The following is a 17,654-nucleotide window of genomic DNA, read 5'->3' as shown; positions in this document are numbered from 1 at the left end:
TAACGGTATTCAGACAGCCCTATTCGTCAATTCTGAAAAATGCCATTTAGGTGCGGGTTGAAACCTGAAGGCGGGAATCTTGCTGCGACCGGGAAATTCCTGGGTTGCACGGAGAACAACGGGTGCGAGGTTGGCGTAGCAGGAGAGGAATCCTTTGGGAATGTGAGTTTGCTGCAAGGAGGGACGTATGACTTGGAGCAAGACAGGCAAGGAAATCGAAAAGCTGCGAAACCGGGTGCGAGACAACCAGCATCGACTGGGAAGGCTGCTGGTCAAAATCGAATTGTTCGGCGCGAGTTGCGAGCAACGGCACGGCCAGATGGTCGATGATGCCAAAGATGGCTGGGATGCTATTGCAACCCCGCTTAGGCCGTTTCCAACCCGCGCATCGTTCCGGTAGCGGAGGCAAATTTATCCACTTCCAACTCCATTCGCTGGAGCATCGAAACGAACAGGTTCGGGAGCGGGTAATTATGGTCTGTGTCGAACATGAGGTGCTGGCCATGTTTGAACCCGCCACCGGCAAAGATAGTGGGCAGGTTGGTGGTCACATGGGTGTCGGCGTTGCCCAGATTTGTCCCATAAAGAATCATCGTCCGATCCAGCAGGGTTTCATCCTCCTCATGCGCAGCTTTTAATTCTCCGAACAAATTCCCCAGCAGCTTCATGTGCCAATGGTCAATGGCCTTGAGTTGGGCGAGTTTCGCCTCGGACCTGCCGTGATGAGACAGGTTATGGTAGCCATCGGTAATTTTTATGTCCTCAATCTCGATGGCCGGCGAGTTGACGCTATCGAGCAAAAGGGCCACCGACCGGGTCGAATCCGTTTCAAAGCCAAGCCGCGCCATGTCATACATCAGCTTAACTTTCTCCATGTACTCTCGAGGGCTTTCAGGGTCCAGCGGCACAGGCACATTCACCTTGGGTTTGGGCCTGTGCTCCCACTCCCGCGACATGCTCATGCGTTTCTCCAATTCGCGCACGCTGGTGAAATACTGGTCGAGCCGGTCGCGGTCGCGCGCCCCCACATCCCGCTGCAGGGCCTTTGCCTGGTCCGCCACCGCATCCAGGATGCTTTGGCCTAATTCCAACCGGCGCACCTGGGCGTCCGTTTCATCCTTTGTTCCTTGGATGAACATTCGTTTGAACACGTCAGAGGCTTTTTCTTCACAGGGAATGAGCACTCCGGAGCTGGTCCACGCCAGGCTGCGGGCGCCCTGCTGCACGTTGACGCCCAAATTGAGCGAGGGGAACCGGGTCAGATGCCCGATGCGCTCAGCGATGAATTGGTCCAGCGAAATCGTATTGCGAAACCCGCCCCGCCCCGGGTGCGGCGCCGCTGTTAGAAAACAGTTGTCGGCAGGATGCCCCCCGTCCACGTCCGGGTGTGAGACTCCGCTGAATACTGTAAAATCATTCCGGTACTCGGACAGCAACTCAAGGTATGGCGAGAGTTTGTAATCCCTTCCTGGGTCTTTGGGAAAAAACTCGGTGGGCAGCAGGCCCAAATTGTTGCAGATGGCAAGCATTCGACGCGGCTTGGCCCCCGGGCCGTCCGCCGCTGCCGGCGCAGAAGCGAAAGCGGGAAGCATCGCGTCCAGCAGAGGCAGCGCCAGCATGATGCCGGTTCCTCTGAGAAAGCGCCGCCGCGAGAGGGCGCCTTGCGTTGAAACAAAAGGGCTGTTCATGGTCCGTTTGGTTGCTTGCTCTTTCATAGACGTCTGGTTCGGGTCATTTATTTAAGAAGAGATCGCTCTGGACGATTTCATGGATCAGGCTCCGCACACCGTATCCTCCGGCCAGGGTATGCTGCAACATCCTGGCAATCTGCGGGCGGTCCGAGAACTGGATGCCAGCCCCGGTAGCATAAATTGCCAATTGCTGCGCCATATTGCGGGCCAATAGCTGCCGGTTCTGAAGCAATTCCTGCTTGAGTTGCACGACGTCTTGGAACTTCCGGCCATCCGGCAACTCACCACTCGGGTCCACAGCCGGCCCCAATCCGAAATGAAAACGCAGTCCATTATGCCCGATGCCCTTGACCGGCTCGCCTCCGCCGATGGCCCGGTAGCGTTCGCGCCAGCCGCCCATGACATCGAAGCTTTCCAGGGCGAATCCGGGCGGGTCGAAGTTTCGGTGGCATGCGGCGCACGTTTCCTGAGAGCGATGTTTGGCCAATTGCTCACGGATGGTGGTGGCGCCGCGAGTATCGGGTTCGAGGGCCGGCACCCCGGGCGGCGGCGGCGGCGGCGGTTCGCCTAAAATCCGGGACATAATCCAGGCGCCGCGCTTAACCGGTGAAGTCGTCGTGCCATTAGCCGTCACCTTTAGCACGCTGGCTTGCGTCAGCAGACCGCCCCGCACACATCCTTTCGGCAATGGCACACGCCGCAGCGCCACTCCCTCGATGCCGTTAATGCCGTAGTGCCGGGCCAGCCGCTCGTTGAGCACTGCAAAATCCGAAGCGACGATATTGGTTACGCCAAGGTTGCGTTTCACCAACTCGCTAAAGAACAGTTGCGTCTCGCCGATCATCGACTCGACCAGTAAATCGTCCAATTGATATTCCGGGTAAAGTTCGGCATCGGGTGCAACCCCCTCGATGAATCGCAGGTCGAGCCAGTAATCCAGGAAGGCCTCCACGAACCGGAAGGAGCGCGGGTCGTTCAGCAGCCGGTCCGTCTCCTCCCGAAGCACTTTGGGCCGATGCAACTGCCGGCTCTCAGCCAGCCGGCGCAATTCGAGGTCCGGATCTGAATTCCACAGGAAATAAGAAAGCCGCTCGGCCAGCGCCAGATCATCCAGCCGCCCCGGCTTTTGACTGAAGTACAGAAAATCCGGAGAACTCAAAACGGCGGTGTAACCGGCAAGCATCGATTCGGTGAAGCTCTGGCCCGATTGCAGCGCATAGTGGATAACCGACAGAAAAAGCTTCACGTCTTGCTCCTGGACTGGCCTGCGATAAGCCGCTTGCATAAACCCCCGCAAGAGCCGCTCGGCATCGCTCTGCGGATTCTTTGAGATAACCTCGACGGTGCCGTTGGCCCTGCGGCGCCCGCCTCCAGAAGGCGCGACGCGATCTTTCATCGGCAAATCGCCAAACATTAGCCGATGACCAGCCGGCGGCCATTGCTCGATGAGCGGCCCTTCGACTTCCATCCAACGGAACGCCAGCCCGGGCATCCCATCCGGGCCGGCCAGCGGGTTCTGAAAATCCGGCGGACGCGATCGAAAAAAACGGGCGGCATCGGGCCGGATGGTTTCGCCGGCTAATAAATAGACCTCCAGCTCGCGTGTTGCGGGCTCAGGGTCCACATCGAAGCTGCCTAATTCTCGCAACAGGCGCGGCGGGGTATCGGCGTAAATTGTTACCGGCTCGGGGCGGCGCCCAGGGGAGGCTGCCTTGTACTGCGGGTCCATCCAAATGCTGTACGCGCAGAATCTGAGCCGGTATTTGCCCGAAACCGGCGCGCGAAATCTGTTGAAGCGAATCTCGGTCGGTTCATAAGTGCTGACCACAACGGCCAGGGCCTCCTGCTCGCGCCGTTGCGGGTCAGGCGCTCCCCGCTCAGGAGACTTCATCGCCATTAAATTCGTTTGCAATTCGTAACCCACCAGCGGGAATGTCCTCCTGTTCAAGGGGCCTTCGAGCTTGATGGCGCCAAAAAATGCCCCCTGGTCCCACGTGTAATAACGGTTCGTTGTGGTTTGCGGCAAGGTGGCTTGCGGCGCCATGGCAGACCGCAAGGCAAACTCGGCCGCGCTCAAATAACGCGCCATTTGGACGTGCGAAACATCCAGGGCATCGCCGACTTTGTTGAATCCGAAGGCCTCACTGTCCTCGGGCAGAAATGATTTCACTTCAAGATACGGCAGCGACAACAAATCCCGCAGGGTATCCTCGTATTCGTAGCGGTTGAGACGCCGCTGGGTGGCCCTGCCCTCTCTCGCGATGCGCTGACGGTCGGCTGCCAGCAGCGCCGACGCCAATACATTGGTAAACCCCTTCAGCTCCGCGAAAGCCGGTCGGGGCTTCTTCCTGGGAGGCATTTCTCCAAGGCTTACCTTATCATGCACTTTCACCCACTTCGCAAAAGTGGCCGGGTCATTGAGGGTGAAACTCAGGGCGCTGAGGTCCAGCCCGCCTTTTTTGAGGTCCGGGTCGTGGCATTCCACGCAATGCGACTCAACAAAGGCGCGAACGTCCTTCGGAACGGTCTGCCCCCGCAGCATGAAGGCAAAGAAAAGAACGATGGAGGAGGCAAGCCGCACTGGCTGGAATCGTGTCATTCGAGTTTAGACAATAGAATGAACACCATTCAACAGCCTGTTGCAAGCGCTTCGGCAAAAGGCGCAACTCTCAATGCATCAGGTTCCGCAGCAGGAACGCATACGCATCCGCCGTCTCGTCGATGTGCTGGCTGGTGGTGGGCCCGCCGCCATGGCCGGCCGACAACTCGACGTGGAGGAGGATGGGCGCGGGTCCGGCCTGGGCGGCTTGCAAGGCTGCCGCAAACTTAAACGAATGAGCGGGCATGACGCGGGTATCATGGTCGCCTGTGAAGATCATTGTGGCTGGGTAACGAGCCCCGGGCCGCACATTGTGGTAAGGTGAGTACGCATAAAGTGCTTTGAAATCCTGCGGGTTTTGCGGCGAGCCAAAATCGCCTTCCCAGCCTGCGCCTTGGCCGAATTGATTGAACCGCAGCATATCCATGACGCCAACGTAGGCCAGGGCGGCGCCGAAAAGGTCTGGCCGCTGTGTCACGCAGGCGCCGACCAGCAGGCCGCCATTCGACCCGCCCATGATCGCCAGGCGCGGCGTCGAGGTGTAGCGCTGGGCAATGAGCCATTCGGCTCCGGCGATGAAGTCGTCGAAGACCGTCTGCTTATGCTCGCGGGTGCCTTGCTTGTGCCAGGATTCGCCGTACTCCCCTCCACCGCGGATATTGCCAATCGCAAAGACCCCGCCGCGCTCAAGCCAGGCCATGCGGGCGGGGTTAAAGGTGGGCAGGATGGAAATGCCGAATCCGCCATAGCCATAGAGCAGAGTGGGGTTGGAGCCATTGCGTTTTAGTCCCTTTTTCGAGACGACGTACATCGGGATGCGTGTGCCGTCCTTCGCCGGATAAAAGACCTGTTTCATCTCGAGTTGCGCCAGGTCGAACGCCACTTTGGGCGCCCGATAAACCGTGCTCACGCTAGTCTGCAGATCGAGCCGGAAGATAGTAGGCGGCGTAACTAAATCGCTGTAGAGATAAAACGTCTCGTTGTCCTCAGGCTCGCCAGCAAAACCCGAAGCCGCCCCCAAACCCGGGAGTCCGACCTCGCGCCGCAAGCGCCCATCGAGACCGTAGATTGTCACTCGGCTATGCGCATCGTGCAGAGTGCGGACAATCAGTTCGTGATTCACCAGCGTCACGCTGCCATAGGCCAAGTCCATCGAATCGGGACCCTGTGGTACAATTTCCTTCCACGAGGACCGGTCCGCGGCTTTTGGCTCGATAGCGATGACCCGCCCGCGCGGGGCATCAAGTGTTGTTTGGAAATTGAGCAGACCCTCATCATAACCGGCGTAGAAATAACCGGCGTTAAAACCCTCAACCAGCGGCGTCACATCGGAGTTGGTCGAACTGATTTCCGCGACGTAAATACTCTCCAGCCCCTTATCTCCGACCTCGCCTTCTCCCGCCAGGAGCACCAGGAAGCGGCCATCGGGCGTCAGGCGCGGGTCGAATTGCCAATCCGGATGGTCTGGGCGCTCATAAATTTTCCGGTCCGACGCAGCCGGCGTGCCCAAGGCGTGGTAATAAACGGCATCATTCAAATCGCGCGCGCTGAGTTCCTGACCCGGCTGCGGGGCCGGAAACGCGCTGTAGTACAGGCCCTTGCCATCCAGGGAAAAGGCCGGCCAGTAATATTTGGTCCAACGCACCACGTCGGGCAAGTCCTTGCCGCTGGGCAGGTCGCGGATTCGCCAATCCGTCCAATCTGAGCCGCCCTGTGAAACGCCGTAAGCCAGGAGAGTGCCATCGTGGCTGGCGACGTAGCCCACCACAGCGAGGCTGCCATTGGTAGAAAGAAGGTTCGGATCGAGCACCTTCTTTGGGGCGCCGGTCAGGCCATCGGCCGAATAGAGCGGGCTTTGCTCCTGAAGGCCGCGGTTATACGTGTAAAAATAACGTCCGGCTTTTTGAAAGGGGATTCCATACTTCTCGAAATTCAGCAACGTTGTCAACCGTTGCTTGAGCTCCGCGCGAGCAGGCATTCGGCGCAAATAAGAATCGGTGAGCTTGGCTTCGGCGGCCACCCAGGCGCGCGTTTCAGACGAATCTAACTGCTCGAGCCAGCGATACGGATCGGCAACCTTTACGCCATGGTAATCGTCCACAGCACTGTCCTTTCTGGCGGAGGGGTAGGCTAACTTGGGTCCTTCAGCCGGCGCCCAGGGTGTGTCATTGGCAGGTGTTTGGGGGATAGGGGAGCAGGCCGCAACCATGCACAACAGGGCCGTTCCGCTTTTTGCGGCTCGGCTCAATAAGGGCGCGCAGTGTGTCTTCAATTAATCCCGGGATCCCGGGAACTGGGGCGCCGAAAAACTACCATAGGACCTTCGTCTTCGGCGAGGCAGAAGTGATTCGGATTGGCACCGCACCGGTGGTATCGCCGAGGCTTTTCAAGCGCAAATAATTGTTTGAATAAAGGGTGTTACTTCTGCAGCCGGAAAAACTGGGATTCGCTGGGAGCAACCACGATAACGCTCACTCCGGTTGCGTTGGTGCTGAGAGCAAGACCGGAGGGCGCCCACCCCGCTGGACTGATCGAGCTGGACTGGTCCAATTGAAAATCCTGCGCAAACAACGGCCAGTTCAACACGACATTGGAGCCCGTGACCGAGGCAGCCAGCATCGGCCGCGGAACCGGATCGTAGGGCCCGATGGGGCTGCTGGTGCTGGTGCTTTCGAACGAGCCCAGATCCCGAGCGGCTGAGCGAATCCGCCAAAAACGATTGGTAATCTCGTTGCGAAAGTACTCTTTGCCGGGCAGGCCATACACCGAGGGGCTGGCCGCGCCGATGCAGGCGCTTCGTGTGCTCAGGGTGTAGTCCTTCGTTGCCGCGTTGCGAAATCCGGGCGCGGCGGATTGAATGGAACCGCTTAACATCCCGGGCGCCGCGTTGGTCTGCAGCCAATTGTTCTGGCCTGATAGTGAAGCGAAGCCGGCGTTCTCAATCAAATACGGCTGGGTTGTGCCGAAAAGGATATTGTCGGACTCCTCCACATTCATCCGGGTTTTGTCGGCATTGGACAAGTGAACGAAGGCGGCGTTGCCGCCGTTGCCGATGAATGTGTTGTACGCGGCCCGCAAAGAAAGAGTCAGGTTTGTGACACTGCTATTGTCGTTGTAGAGGGCGATGACCTGGCCATGATTGCTCGGCGCCGCCGCCTGGAGGATGACATTGCCACGCAGGGTCATCGCCTGGCTGTAAGGACCCGCGCCGGTAAAATCATCGTCGGTCATCAAATCGCCCTCGTAATTCTTTGCCCGGGCGAACCAGTTATACTCGAGGGTCACGTTTCGCGAGCGGATATGGAAATTCTCGGCCTGAACGCTGTCGTGAACGTAGCAGTAACGCATCGTGAATGTCCCTCCATAGATATAAAGGTTATGGGTGGGAGAACTGGCGCTCGCATTGGTGTTACCATTGGCGTAAATCTCGCAAAATTCGACCGTCAAAGCGCTGTCCTGGCTGCCGCCTGTTATCCCGTTGTCATTCTGTGTGAAAACACAATCCTTCACATAAATATTGGTGCTGCCGTAGTAATAGCGGATGCCGGCGGAATTGAACGATGCCGTGCGGCAATTGCGAAAAACGATTCCTGAAATCGAGTAATTCTTCGCCCCGCTGAACTGCCATCCGCCCCGGCCACGGTCTCCCGCTGTGTAACTGCCAGGGGCATTTTCAACGAGGGTGGTTCCGAAGTCCCACACTGGCGGGTTGGCCGGGTCCTGCGCCTGGATGACAATGGGATTGGTGGGGGTGGCCTGCTGGGTCAAATAGACGCGGAAAGCGTAAGACCCCGGGGCAATGAGAACCTGGTCGCCTGGATGCGCCGCCTCGATCTTCGAATAATTGTCTCCTGGTTGGACATTGATGACTGCTCCGCGAGCCAGGCAGCCGGTGAAAAGCAACAAAAGGAGAGGCAATGCGCGCGGGATCAATCGGTGCCTTTTCGATGCGCTAAGGCCTCGTCACTGCTGCCGGCAACCTCGACGACCAGTTCCGGCCCGCCTTGAAGATAACCCTTCGCATCCAGGCGCGTTTGGCCTCCCCGCTCGGTTACGATGCGCAGGAGACCGTCCGGTTGGGGTACGTCATCGACACCGAGACGTATGGTGGTGTTAGTTGACGACTCTACCCCCGGAGTGGCGATGGCATAGGTGCCGAGCCAGGTTTGGATCAAACTATCGGGCTTTCCATGCCTATCGTGTCGCACAGGCGATGCCATATAAACGATGCCATTGACCAATTCGGCCTTTCTCACCTCCGGCATGCCCTCGTAGCGGCGCAGGAACTCGGCAGCGCTCAGATGCGCGCCATTTTCGAGCGGCTCGGGGGGCTCATTGTCCTGCCGGCCCGCTTGGGATAAAGTCGCGCTCTGGCTCATGCCAGGAACTTACGGCATGAGGTGTTCATATCCAACTCGAATCTATTCCGAAAGCCGCTTCCAGGCTCTTACACCAGCGGTTGCCGGTGCTTCAGTTCGGCGTATCCGGGCTGGGGTACCAGTGGAATTTGCGCTCGACCGCCCATTCGGATTTGGCGTTGTTCGATACGGTGGCGTCGAACTTAAAATCATTGGTCCGCCCGCTGCGCACGCCGCCGTCGCACATGGCCATGTTTCCGCGCTGATCGTGGCGCGCCACCGAGTATTGGCTGGTGACATTAGACTGGGCGACATTGTCGTTCTCTTTAGAGTTCGGGTCGGTTTCGCCGATGAGGATGGTTTCGGCCGGTTTCAGGACCTGGCTGATTTTGGTCTGGCCTACACCGCCTGGCCGGGTGGCTTTGTTAATGCAGAGGCGTCCATTTTCGCCGTACATGAAGAATGCCTTTTTGACAGTCGGCGGGTTCTCAAAGCCGTTGGCGGGGTCCGGCGGGGCGCAGGTGGGACAGGCAAAGAGCGACTGGCTTGCGGGCACCGGAGAAGCGATTGGATTGGCGAGGTAGAGATTGGTTAGGGGCGGCTGCTTCATGGTAGGCGGGATTGCGTTGTACCAGGCATCCACATTAATTCGATCGGTGATCGGCACCACGACATCCCCTTCCTCAGGGACTTTGTCCCCGGCATCATCCGCGTACATTTTAAAGGCCAATCCCCACTGTTTTAATTTGCTGACGCACGCGGTAGCCTGGGCCTTTGTTTTGGCCTTGGAAATGACCGGCAAGAGCAACGCCGCCAGTATTGCAATGATGGCAATGACGACCAGCAGTTCGATTAACGTGAAGGCGTGAAGGACACTGTGGCATCCTTGCTTCCTGAAAAGAGGAACAGGCTTGCCGATGAGACACGTCTTGGCCAGATAACGCATAGGTTTCCCTTTGGGAAAAAAAGCATAACACATCTCACTAGTAAATCAAGAAAATGTGACAGACCCACCCCCCAGGGTTCAAACCTCCAGCAGAAATTCACCCCCTAAAAGTGGTGGAGGATTGGCGCAGTCCACGACGCTTCGCAGGACCGGTACGCAAAGATGCGCCTGGCCTTTTCGGCTTGACGTGTTCCAGGCGCCTGTTAAACGTTTCAGCATTGTTCCGCAGCGGCGGGACAAGGATGGCTTCCCATCACACTTGGGGAAGGGCTTTTTCCTTTGAGCGTACGATTTTGGCGATAGAAGGCATGAAAAACTTGTTATTGGCAGCGGCGCTGGCCCCTCAGTTCCAATTCAAGGGCTCGAGCAAAAAATTGCTTCTGGCCCTCCTGCCCATTTTGGCAGTTGTTGTGGGTTATTTTTGTTGGGAGTACTACAAGGAATGGAAGATCAAACGCTTTTACGCTTCCAAGCCTTGGAAGGGACGCAAGGAGTAGGCGTAACCGGAGGATTCTGAAGTCCAAAGCCGACAACCATGCAGTTCGGGCCTCAATGGAGAGCCCGCCCGGCTAAATCTTCACCTTGAACCCCTCACCTTTTTTCAACGATAAGGCAAAGGCCGCGAGCAATTCGGGGATTTTCTCCAGGTCCGCCAGGCTGACGACCTCGACGGGCGAATGCATGTAGCGGTTGGGCAGGCTGATGAGGGCGCTGGCTATCCCACCGCGCGTCCAGAAGATCGCATCGGTATCGGTCCCGCTGCTGGCGGACATCGCCTCGTGTTGCAACGCTATCTTCTTGCTCCTGGCGGCCTGTTCGATGCGGGCAACGACTTCGGGATGATTGCAGCCGCCATGCGTAATGGCGGGGCCTCTTCCCACTTTCACATCTCCGTGCTGCGGTTTGTTGACCGTAGGGTAATCGGTCGCATGGGTAACATCCACCACCAGCGCAATGTCCGGCTTGAGCGAGTAGGCTATCTGCCGCGCGCCCAATAGACCCACTTCCTCCTGCACGTTGGAAACAGCGCAGACCTCTGCCTGCAATTTGCGCTTGGATTCACGTAATAACCTCAGCGCCTCCGCCACGGCAAAGGTCCCAACCCGATTATCAAACGCGCGAGCGACCGCCAAATCATTGCGCAACAGGTCAAATTCGTCCGCCAGGGTAATTGGGTCCCCGACTCGCACCAGTTTCTCTGCTTCTTTTCGACTGCTGGCGCCGATATCGATGAACAGCTCGTGTATTTTGGGTGGTTTGGCGTCCTTTTCCTCTCGCATCAGATGAGGAGCGACATTGCCGACCACGCCCTTGAGCGGCCCGGTGCGGGTGTGGATCAACACGCGCTGGGCCTTGGTGATCGCCGCGTCCACACCACCCATCTTTCGCACATAAACAAAACCCTCGTCATTGATAAAATTAACAGCCATGGCGATTTCATCGGCGTGGCCTGACAGCATCAGGCGCGGGGCCCCGCCCTTATTGAGCACAGCCACGCAGTTGCCATAAGTATCAGAGAAGGTCTCATCGGCAAACTCGCGGGCGTAATCGAGCCAAACCCGTTGCCCGCGCGCCTCGTGGCCCACAGGACTGGGCGTATTGACCAGTCTTCTCAGAAAATCAAGTGATGGTTCGCGCATGGATTCGAACGCTAAGAAAATCAGGGCGGTCGTCAATGTCAAATTTGCCAGACAAGCGCCTCGACAGGGCGGCAGGGCTTTGTTAGCAAACAGGGCGTGCGTTCGAGCCTCGTCAAAAGCGCCACGCGCATCGTGGTCAAGCTGGGTACCGGTGTTCTGACCGACAGCCGGAAGGCGCCGGACCTGGCCCAAATGGAGCAGTTGGCGGGTCAAATCGCCGACCAGCGAAAAGCAGGCAAAGAAATCGTGCTCGTCTCCTCGGGGGCCGTGGGTTCGGGGATGGGATTGCTGGGCTACGCGAAAAGGCCCTCGGAGTTGGCCGAACTCCAGGCCTGCGCCGCGGTGGGCCAATCCCGATTGATGGCCACTTATGAAAAGCTCTTTGCCGCCTTTGGGCTGGCAGTTGCTCAAATCCTTCTGACCCATGAAGACCTCGAACATCATGAAAGGCACCTCAACGCGCGCAATACCCTGGTCAGTTTGTTGCGCCACGGGGTCATCCCTATCGTCAATGAGAACGATGTCGTTTCCTTTACTGAATTGAAATTCGGCGACAACGATAAACTTTCGGCGCTGGTTGCCTCGTTGCTCCCTGCCGACCTGCTGGTCATTCTAACCACCGTGGACGGCCTGATGGAGAATTTCGGTGGGACTAATCCTCGAGTGCTTCATCTCGTTGAAAAAATCGACAGCAAGATCGAGAGAATAGCCGGAGGCACTGACAGCGCAACGGCTGTGGGCGGAATGGCGTCCAAAATCCAGGCTGCCAAAATTGCCGTGCGCTCGGGCATCCCGCTGGTTATTGCATCAGGAAAGAAGAAACAGGCTCTGGCTCGGGCACTGGCCGGCCAGGAGGAGGGCACGCTTTTCCTGCCGCATCCCACCGGCCTGCAAGGGCGCAAACGGTGGATAGCCTTTTTCCACTATCCCAAAGGCGCCTTGTTTGTTGATGCCGGCGCAAAGAAGGCCCTGCGCGAAAATGGCAAGAGCCTCCTCCCTCCCGGCATTGCGCGATGCGAGGGGGAATTCAACGCCGGAGAGGTGGTGCGCATCTGCGACTCCGACGGCACAGAGTTTGCCCGGGGAATAGCCGGGTTCGATTCCGAGCAGATCGAAGCCGGCGGACTGAAACGAGTCGAGGTGGTGCACCGGGATAATCTGGTGATACTGTGAAGAAACCGAAAGGAGGACCGATGGGAAAGCGGATGAATAGCGTGGAATCAAAACGTGCTCGGAAATACACACTTCCCGCTGCAAGGCACAAACAGGAGGCCAGCGCCCTCGACGACCTGCTGCGCATCATGGCGCGATTGCGCGCCCCTGCCGGTTGTCCCTGGGACCGAGAGCAGGACCACCACACCCTGCGCTGGCACGCCGTCGAGGAGGCCTATGAACTCATCGACGCCATCGAATCCCGCGATGATCACGAACTCGAAGAGGAGTTGGGCGATTTGCTTCTGCAAGTTGTGTTCCATTGCCAACTGGCCCGGGAACGGGGCGCTTTTGATTTTGAAAACGTCACGCGGCACATTGCTGACAAATTAGTCCGGCGCCATCCGCATGTATTTGGCGATGCCCAGGTCAAGGATGTGGATGAAGTCTGGGCCAATTGGGACAAGATCAAACGTGCCGAGAAGCACGGGACGGTTCGCGCGCGGCCTTCGGTTCTCGATGGAATCCCCAAACATCTTCCTGCTCTGATGCGGGCTGAAAAGCTGGTGAAGAAGGCGCGCCGGGCCAATCTGGCGCCTGCGGCACCCGTAGCCAACCGTTCTCGGCGCCGGTTAGCCAACGAGCTGTTCGAGTTGGTCACCTGCGCCCAATCCAAAGGCTGGTCAGCAGAGGACCTGTTGCGTTCTGAAACGGAACGCCGCGAGCGCGCCTGGCGCAAAGTGGAATCCGCCAGATTATCCAATCCGCAACGCTGATCATTGAGCGCTCGCAGCGTCTTGGACTGCGGTAGTCCTCTTAGTCCTTTACCGCTTTTGGTATGGTCTCATGGCTCATGAGTCCCAGCTCTATTGTCCTATGATCCGGTAAAATCCCGCGGCGTTGCTGGGGGTTAAGACCAAATTGGTTGCGCTGAACATCGTCAGGATGGTTTGCCAATTCGGATTATCCAGGTTGGTAGCCATCTGGATGCTATAAGGTCCAATCCCTCCGTTCCAGCTCAGCAACAGATTCGTGGTTTCGAGGGAAAAGGCGGCATTGATCGGCGGCCCCGGATTAACCGCAATGTCGAGAGTGGCGGTGCTGCTCAATCCGCCAGGGTCCGTGGCGCTCACCAGGAAAACATTGGTGCCGATGTCGGCTGAAAGTGGCGTGCCCGAAAGCGTCCCATTGGCGGCAACGCTGAGCCAACCGGGTCCATTAGCTTTGGCGAATGTGATGGCGTCGCCATTCGGGTCCGAGGCGTTCGTCGAAACCGTGCCTGAAATACCTTGGCCGGCATCCAAGGCCGGCTGGCTAAACGGATTCACAGACCAAACCGGGGGCCGATTCGTCGCCGCTTTGAAGTGGGCCTGCACCCGCGTCGCGCTCAGGGCGTAATTGTAAACCGCTACTTCTTCCATCGTCCCCACAAACTGCAGGTCATAAGCCGTTGCCGCTCCGGATTGCCGGGAACCGATGCTGGCTGGATTGACCGAGGCGAGCAAGCCGCTGCCGGCGGTGATTGTGCCGCTGGCGTTCGAGACGCCATCCACATAAAGAATGACTTTTGCGTTGATTTCGTCGCACACGCCCACCAGGTGGCGCCATTTGTTATTGGGGATAGCCGAGCCGTTGGCCAGATGCGCACCGCCCCCGGCATCTCGTACAAAAAACCGGAAACCATGATTGGCTGCGCCGCAGTCCAGGTTGAACTGTTCGCCTCCGGCCCCTGTGCCTTTAGTGACCAGCCCGTTGTCGTTATTCTGAGCCCCCCCGTTGACCCAGGCCTCGACTGAGAACGCGGCGTTGGCCGAAGTCGCGAAATCGATGGGGATGTTTGTGACGCAACTGTTGTACGAAGATAGTCCGCCGAATCGCGCGGCGGGGCGCGTATCGATCAAATTATCCCCAGGCTGGTTGAGCAGGACCCGGCTATAGACGCCATTCTTTCCGCCGACATAATCGTGGGCCACCGCTCCGCTGAGTTCATCCAGAGGCCAATAAGCAATCGGGTGGTCTGCCAGCACAGCCTGGGCCAAGGGATAAGTTGGCGCAGCCTGAACAACCAGAGACACCGGACTGCTGGTTACTGCGCCGAAGGCATTCGTCAGCACAACGCTGTAAATCCCTGAATTGATAGTTTGGACGGGCGTGAGTGCATAGCTGGCCGAGTTTGCGCCGGCAATTGCCGTTCCGTTGAAATTCCAGGAATACGCGAGCGGTTGTGCGGCATTGGCCGCCACAGTGAGCCGAAGAGTTTGACCGGCAAATAACGCCAGATTGGCGGGCGCAGGCTGCCGGGTAATCACCGGCGCTCTGAAGATGGTGAGCGTCGCGACGGCACTGGCCACAGCGTTATAGCTGTTGGTGACCACCGCGTAGTAGCTGCCGGCATTATTGGTAGTCAGGACGGGATTGAGCGCCAGGCTGGCACTGTTCTGACCACTCATCGTTGCGTACGTACCCGGGTATCCACTGGGGCTGAAGTACCACTGATAAGCCAATGCTGCCTCGCCCATGGCTGTCACAGCGAACGTCACGCCTTGCGAGGCCACGGTGTTGGTTATCGATTGCGGCTGCTGGGTGATGTTGACCTCGGCCGGCATGATGGCCCCGCTGACCGCCAGCACTGCTGTGTCCAAAGTGGTCCCACCCGTCGGTTTGGTGAATGTGATGGAGGCGACCGGTTGGTTGAGTCCCAGCGCCGCGAGGTTGACTGTCGTCTGATACAGGCTCGGATTGTAGGCGCCTGGGTTCTCGGTCGAAAAGGGATTCGTCCCGAGCTTGAGGCGGCCAAAACCCTCGAGGGCGACATTGCCAGTGGCATTGTACCAATCCTGCGCGTTGAGATTAAAGGACTGGCTTGAAGTGCCATCAGTGAAATGAACCACCAACGCGCCCAGGCTGCTTGAATTCGCATTAGCCGACGCGGCAAGAATCGCCAGTGAGTTAAAGGACTGCGGATTGGCCAGCGCAAGCGTTCCGGAGTTCGGGTAAGTGTAACCGAGCATCAGGGCGTTTGTAGCGCCGTATGGGCCGAACTGGAAGACGGTCATGTTATCAAGCAGACTCGTAAATGAACCGCTTTGGGGGAAACCCTGCCCCCCGCTGCCGCTGGCAACGCTGGAATTTGTGTTGAGGCCTGCTTGATAAAAACAATAGCCGTTTGCGATATCAAATCCAGTGGCCTGGGGATTGGCCGGCGTCGCGTTATTTGGAACGATGATACCGGCATTAAAACCGGTCATCATGAGCGGCCAGTTCGCCGAGGACACCACCAGCGTGAACAAGCGGCTTTGCACAATCCCGCTTGAAAGATTGGTGAACCAGACGTTGGCGTAGTAATTGCCGGCCACCATGTTGGTTGCCGTTGCCGTCTTCAGGGTCACTGTCACCACGCTCGCGGGCCCGCCTGCCGGAATCGTGCCGCCTGGTGAAGAGGCATTGAGCCAAACGGAGGTATTGCCAAGTGACCAATCCAACGAGGCCGTTCCGGTATTGGTTAGAGACAGGTCCAAGCTCACCGGGCGGAATGGGCTGCCATAAGGCGTGGCGGCGACAAACCCGATGCCGGGCGTAATCTGCAGCGGATCGTTGGGGCCCGCCAGGGCATTAATGAAGTTGGCTCCATTGGGAGTCCCCCAGCCGGTGCAAAGATCGTAGCCCGCAACGGCATAATAATTCGTCGGGCTTCCGGCATTGGTGTTCTGACCGGCAGTGATGTCGTGGAAGCTCGCGGCATAACCGGCGCTCCGGCCGAGCGAATAAATGACCGGGTTTAAAAAACCGAGAGGCGGTTTCCCATTGGCCGCCGCCTGCTGATTAACCAGGGCCATGAAACCGCCCCACAATGGCGAAGCGGCGCTGGTGCCGCCCACGGTCCCGCTCTGGCCGTTTTTAAAGACAAAATATATCATCGGTTCAGCCAGCATGGCCACATCGGGCAGGTTGCGCCGGGTAGTCGAGCCGTGGTTGGCGCTCATATTGAGCCCCTGCTGCCAGGTTGGAATCGCGTAAGCCGCGCTCCAACCGCCGCCGCTGCCGCCCCAGGCGCTCTCCGATTGCCATGGACCTCCCGCCCCGCTGGTTGTCAGCGAAGTGCCTCCCACCGAGGTGATGTTCGGATCGTCGGCCGGAGAGAAAATGGTTTGGGAAGAATTATACGCGCCACCGTCACCCGAGGCCACGAACAAGGTTTGGCCCTGGGCGGCGAACTCCAGAAAGATATTGTCCATTCCAGAGGGCGGAGGGCTGAATCCCCAGGAACAGCTCATCTGTTTGGCGAGGTTGTCGGTGGCCATCCGGTTAAAAATGTCGTACGCGCTGTTGCCTTCATAGACGACAATCACCGCCCCGGGGGCCATGCTCATCGCCATCTCAATATCGAGGGCTTCCTCCCCGTCATCGGCCCCAGGCGCAGGGACGCCGGTAAAGCCGTCCAGCAGGACATTCGTCACGATGATCGTGATGGGCAGGCCGGTTGCTTGCTCATATACAGGGATGTCATTTGAAAAGTACGGCCCGAATTGAAACAGGCCAATGACCTGCCCCACGCCAGTGAGTGAAACGCCCGGGGCGTAGGCGGCGCGGAAATCTCTTCCCAGGAAATCGCCGCCAGGCCCTGACCCTGTGGCGTTCGAGACAACCTGGTCCAACGGCGCTGGTTTGAGGTCCATCGGATGGGGCAGAACGAAATTATCCAGCCCGCTCACATCGAGGATCGGCACGCTAACCGGCACCGAAGGGTTCGCGTCCGGCGCATAAAAGGTCCGCGCTTCACTGGGGTGCTGGTAAACATTGAGCCGGATTCCGAAAGCCTTCTCGATATCGGCCACCGGCGCTGTGACATCGAGCACGAGCCGATTGGGATGCGTGGCCATCACGCTGAACCCATTGGTCCTGGCGAACTCGATGACCCTTTGGTAATCCGGCAAAGACGGGCCAAAACGCTCTGTAAACTGCTCGGCAGTCAGGAATTGGCCATAACGCGGGCTGACTGGATTGTAAAGGTCTCGAAGGAAATTGGTAAGGCCCGCTTTGTCCCGCAGTGGCAAACCAAGAGCCAATTGTAATCGCTCCTGGCCAGCCAATGCCCGCTGGACCTTGAGCCTCGATACCGCCGGCGGCACATGCCCGGGCAGCACCTGCCGTTCCGGGCCGCCAGAGGCAAAAACCGCGAGGCTTGCCGCAACCAGAACAGCGCCAGATGCGCTTCTCCAACCGGGCATGTTGAACATCGGCAATTTATGGCAGGCGGTCGGAGAAGAG

The 17,654-nt window shown here is 58.3% G+C and carries 12 protein-coding genes; 4 read left to right on the top strand and 8 right to left on the bottom strand.

What is annotated here, in order from left to right; translation table 11 throughout:
* The first annotated feature begins 187 nt into the window (after positions 1-187).
* On the top strand, positions 188-400 hold the full coding sequence (locus tag VG146_14570) for a hypothetical protein (protein ID HEV2393573.1): 213 nt from the start codon (positions 188-190) through the stop codon (positions 398-400).
* On the opposite strand, the gene VG146_14565 is transcribed toward VG146_14570, so the two are convergent.
* The 6 genes from VG146_14565 to VG146_14540 all read right to left on the bottom strand — a co-directional run bounded on the left by VG146_14565 (position 366) and on the right by VG146_14540 (position 9,594).
* On the bottom strand, positions 366-1,715 hold the full coding sequence (locus VG146_14565) for a DUF1552 domain-containing protein (GenBank protein ID HEV2393572.1): 1,350 nt from the start codon (positions 1,713-1,715) through the stop codon (positions 366-368). The genes VG146_14570 and VG146_14565 overlap by 35 nt on opposite strands.
* Positions 1,716-1,731: 16 nt before the next feature.
* The gene (locus tag VG146_14560; GenBank protein ID HEV2393571.1) at positions 1,732-4,290 is read right to left on the bottom strand and encodes a DUF1592 domain-containing protein; all 2,559 of its coding nucleotides are present in this window, start codon (positions 4,288-4,290) and stop codon (positions 1,732-1,734) included.
* 70 nt (positions 4,291-4,360) lie between these two features.
* The gene (locus VG146_14555; GenBank protein ID HEV2393570.1) at positions 4,361-6,499 is read right to left on the bottom strand and encodes a prolyl oligopeptidase family serine peptidase; all 2,139 of its coding nucleotides are present in this window, start codon (positions 6,497-6,499) and stop codon (positions 4,361-4,363) included.
* A 209-nt stretch (positions 6,500-6,708) separates the two neighbouring features.
* Positions 6,709-8,208: a hypothetical protein gene (locus VG146_14550; protein ID HEV2393569.1), complete on the bottom strand. Its 1,500-nt coding sequence runs from the start codon at positions 8,206-8,208 to the stop codon at positions 6,709-6,711.
* Between the two features lie 11 nt (positions 8,209-8,219).
* Positions 8,220-8,669 (bottom strand): Uma2 family endonuclease, encoded by a 450-nt coding sequence (locus VG146_14545; GenBank protein ID HEV2393568.1) that lies wholly within the window; start codon positions 8,667-8,669, stop codon positions 8,220-8,222.
* Positions 8,670-8,760: 91 nt separating this feature from the next.
* Complete coding sequence (locus VG146_14540; GenBank protein HEV2393567.1) at positions 8,761-9,594, bottom strand: prepilin-type N-terminal cleavage/methylation domain-containing protein; 834 nt, start codon at positions 9,592-9,594, stop codon at positions 8,761-8,763.
* 308 nt (positions 9,595-9,902) lie between these two features.
* On the opposite strand from VG146_14540, the gene VG146_14535 reads away from it, so the two are divergent.
* Positions 9,903-10,091: a hypothetical protein gene (locus tag VG146_14535; protein ID HEV2393566.1), complete on the top strand. Its 189-nt coding sequence runs from the start codon at positions 9,903-9,905 to the stop codon at positions 10,089-10,091.
* 72 nt (positions 10,092-10,163) lie between these two features.
* On the opposite strand, the gene VG146_14530 is transcribed toward VG146_14535, so the two are convergent.
* Positions 10,164-11,234 (bottom strand): M42 family metallopeptidase, encoded by a 1,071-nt coding sequence (locus VG146_14530; protein HEV2393565.1) that lies wholly within the window; start codon positions 11,232-11,234, stop codon positions 10,164-10,166.
* A gap of 96 nt (positions 11,235-11,330) precedes the next feature.
* Between VG146_14530 and proB the strand changes: the two genes are divergently transcribed.
* Positions 11,331-12,407 (top strand): glutamate 5-kinase, encoded by a 1,077-nt coding sequence (gene proB, locus VG146_14525; GenBank protein ID HEV2393564.1) that lies wholly within the window; start codon positions 11,331-11,333, stop codon positions 12,405-12,407.
* A 41-nt stretch (positions 12,408-12,448) separates the two neighbouring features.
* The gene (locus tag VG146_14520) at positions 12,449-13,162 is read left to right on the top strand and encodes a MazG family protein (GenBank protein ID HEV2393563.1); all 714 of its coding nucleotides are present in this window, start codon (positions 12,449-12,451) and stop codon (positions 13,160-13,162) included.
* Between the two features lie 90 nt (positions 13,163-13,252).
* On the opposite strand, the gene VG146_14515 is transcribed toward VG146_14520, so the two are convergent.
* Positions 13,253-17,614 carry a protease pro-enzyme activation domain-containing protein gene (locus VG146_14515; GenBank protein ID HEV2393562.1) on the bottom strand — a complete coding sequence of 1,454 codons (4,362 nt, stop codon included), beginning with the start codon at positions 17,612-17,614 and terminating at the stop codon, positions 13,253-13,255.
* Positions 17,615-17,654: the final 40 nt, after the last annotated feature.

Source organism: Verrucomicrobiia bacterium (assembly GCA_035946615.1).
GTDB lineage: Bacteria > Verrucomicrobiota > Verrucomicrobiia > Limisphaerales > UBA8199 > DASYZB01.
The sequence above is the reverse complement of the archived record's forward strand: the minus strand, read 5'-3'. Positions and strand labels throughout refer to the sequence as shown.